This is a genomic window from Kitasatospora sp. NPDC089509 (genome assembly GCF_044749365.1).
In the GTDB taxonomy this organism is placed as follows: Bacteria; Actinomycetota; Actinomycetes; order Streptomycetales; family Streptomycetaceae; genus Kitasatospora.
In genome coordinates, this window is sequence record NZ_JBIVHS010000012.1 from 231,116 (window position 1) to 234,313 (window position 3,198).

General features: G+C 73.4%; 1 protein-coding gene and 1 pseudogene. One reads left to right on the forward strand and one right to left on the reverse strand.

Translation table 11 applies throughout. From position 1 onward, the window contains the following. On the forward strand, nt 1–1,278 hold a 1,278-nt coding region (locus ACIP4P_RS25105; RefSeq protein WP_400921933.1), incomplete at its 5' end, for a WD40 repeat domain-containing protein. Nucleotides 1,279–1,335: 57 nt separating this feature from the next. On the opposite strand, the pseudogene ACIP4P_RS25110 reads toward ACIP4P_RS25105, so the two are convergent. After that, nucleotides 1,336–3,198, reverse strand: a pseudogene (locus ACIP4P_RS25110) (hypothetical protein); the annotation flags it as partial.

Genomic DNA, 3,198 nt, shown 5'->3' on the forward strand with positions numbered 1-3,198 from the left:
AGCTGGGACGACACAGTGCAGGTGTGGGACCTGGCCACCCGCCAACCCCTCGGCGAACCCCTCACCTGCCACATCGACGGGGTACACGCGGTGGCGTGCACAGTGCTCGACGGCCGCACCGTCGCCGTCACCACCGGTGGGGACCGGACGGTGCGGGTGTGGGACCTGGCCACCCGCCAACCGCTCGGCGAACCCCTCACCGGCCACATCGACGAGGTGTACGCGGTGGCGTGCACCGAACTCGACGGCCGCACCGTCGCCGTCACCACCAGTGCGGATAGCACGGTGCGGGTATGGGACCTGGCCACCCGCCAGCCCCTCGGCGAACCCCTCACCGGCCACACCAGCAATGTGGAAGCGGTAGCGTGCACCGAACTCGACGGCCGTACCGCCGCTGTCACCACCAGCGCGGACCGGACGGTACGGGTATGGAACCTGGCCACAGGCCAGCCCCTCGGCGAACCCCTCACCGGCCACACCAGCAATGTGCACGCGGTGGCGTGCACCGAACTCGACGGCCGCACCGTCGCCATCACCGCTGGCTGGGATGACGATGTGCGGGTGTGGGACCTGGCCACCGGCCAACCCGTCGGCCAACCCCTCACCGACCACACCGGCGCCGTGCTCGCGGTGGCGTGCACCGAACTCGACGGCCGCACCATCGCCGTCACCACCAGCTGGGACAACAAAGTGCGGGTGTGGAACCTGGCCACCCGCCAGCCCCTCGGCGAACCCCTCACCGGCCACACCAGCAATGTGGAAGCGGTGGCGTGCACAGTGCTCGACGGCCGCCCCATCGCCGTCACCACCAGCGCGGACCAGACGGTGCGGATGTGGGACCTGGCCACCGGCCAACCCGTCGGCGAACCCCTCACCGGCCACACCAACACCGTAACCGCGGTGGCGTGCACAGTGCTCGACGGCCGCACCGTCGCCGTCACCACCAGCGCGGATAGCACGGTGCGGGTGTGGGACCTGGCCACCGGCCAACCCGTCGGCCAACCCCTCACCGACCACACCGAGAGCGTGCACGCGGTGGCGTGCACCGAACTCGACGGCCGCACCGTCGCCGTCACCGCTGCCTGGGACAACACGGTGCGGGTATGGGACCTGGCCACCCAAAAGGCTGCCGCAACCATCCCGATCAACTCACCGGGTGGCGTCGCAATCACCGCTTCGGGAGACCTCATCGTCAGCTTCCACAGCGACGTCGCCCACTACCGACGCCGCCCCGGCCAGGCGGGTTATCCACCGCATGTGGATAACCCCGGCGAATGAACAGCTGCCCATACGTGAGGTGGCGAGAACCACTTCGACAGCAAGGCAACTCAGGGTTTAGCGAAGGCGGGGTCCCTGCTGATCCTGCTGAACTTGCTGCGGGCGCGGTTGGAGCGGCTGCCGCTGCTCGGCCGAGCGCTGGGCCGGAGCCTGGGCCTGGCGCTGGTCGGCGGGCTCGACGCGGCGGTTCGGCGTGAGCCGGGTGGTGCGGGTGGCGGGCTGTCCGCCGCGCTGCTGGAGCTGGTCGCGGTGGGCTTGGCGTTCGGCTTGGCGGCCGGCTCGGCGGCGTTCGGCGAGGGTCGGCTGGCGGCGCTCCTCCGCTTGCTGCTGCTCGGGCCGGGTGGCCTCGGCGGTGAGCTGGCGGCGTTCGGCGAGCACCGTGCTGACGGACTCGGCGACGTGCTGCTGGGCCAGGGCGGCGTCGTCCAAACGCGGGCGACCGGCGAGCCAGGACGCGCCGGTCCGGGCCGCGACGGTACGCAGGATCTCGGCCTGGTCGGCCTCGGGCAGAGTGCGGTAGACGTCGGCGGCGAGTCGGCGGAGGGCCTGCTGGTCGCTGTCCGCAGTGGCCGGCGCCGAGGTGGTCGGGGCGGTGGCGATGCGCCGGGCGGCGATGGCCGCTTCGGCGGCCGTCCAGTAGGCGTGGTGGCCGGTGCGGCCTTCCTCGATGTAGGGGCCGGCGGGCTGGGCGGCCTTGTCGTCGGTGACCTTGTACTGGTCGCGGTAGGCGGCGACGAGGGCGAGTTGCTGCTGCCACTGGGTGCGCTGGGTGGGGTTGGTCGGGGCTTCGCCGAGGGTGCGGCTCCACTCCGGTCGGTTCTCCGCGGTGCGGTCGGCGAGCACCGAGAGCCGGTTGGCGATGAGGACAGCGCTCTCGGTGAGGTACTCGTGGTGGACGGGGTTGGCAGTGGTGGAGCGCGGCACCGGGCTGATCCAGGCCGGGAGGTCGGCGCAGCCGGAGGCGGCGCGGGTGTGGGCGAGGGCCTGCTGCTGGGCGTGCTGGAGCAGTTCGGGCAGCGCGGTGCGGCTGGTCACCTCGGAGAGGGCGGTCTCCGCGGTGGTGCCGGTGTTCTCGATGGCCTTGAGGGTCCAGGCGAGGGTGCGCCACAGCTCCGCTTCGGCGCGGTCGCTCTGCTGGTCGGCGGTCGCGGGGGCCTGCGCGGCAAGGGAACGGCCGATGCGCCAGGCCAGGACCTGGCTGAGGCTGTCGGCGCCGGTGAGCGGGCGGCTCTCGGCGACCTGGCGCAGCAGGGTGGCGGGTTCGTGGCCGGCGGTCTCGGCGCGGCGCAGGGCGGCGGTGAGGGCGGGCCAGGTGGTCTCGCCCAGGGCGCGGGTGGCGTGCTCGTTGCCGAGGACGGTGGCGGCGAGGGCCTGGTGGCGGAGGGCTTCGGGGGCCTGCTGGTGGTGCCTGGGGATGCCGTCTGCGGCCAGGGTGGTGCGGGCGGCGCGGGTCAGGGCGGTGACCGGGTCGCTCGTGCCGGTGGTGTGGGTGGAGGCGGTGGTGACCAGGGTGGTGGTGTCGCGGCCGGTGCGTTCGGCGGCGGCCAGGGCTCCGGCGAAGTGGGGCCACTGCGGGTGGGTGGTGACCTTGTCGGTGGCCGCGTTGAGCGCGGTTGCGGCGGCGGTGGCGTAGCGGTTGAGGGTGTCGGTGGAGACGTGCGGGTGCGCGTCGGCGGCCTGGGCGGCGGCGGGTGCGATGCGCAGGGCGGCGGGTTCGGTGGTCGCGGCCTCGGGGTCGAAGCGGTGGGCGGGCAGGCCGGTGTGCGCCGCGAGCAGGACGGCGTAGCGGGTGATGTCGGCGGGGGTGGGGGCGTTGAGGTGGGCCGGGGCGGGGCGGTCTTCGGTGATGGTGTTCAGGCGCCAGGCGAGGGCCTGGGCCGGGGAGTCGGCGGGGTTGAGGTCGCCGCGCCAGGTGGCGGC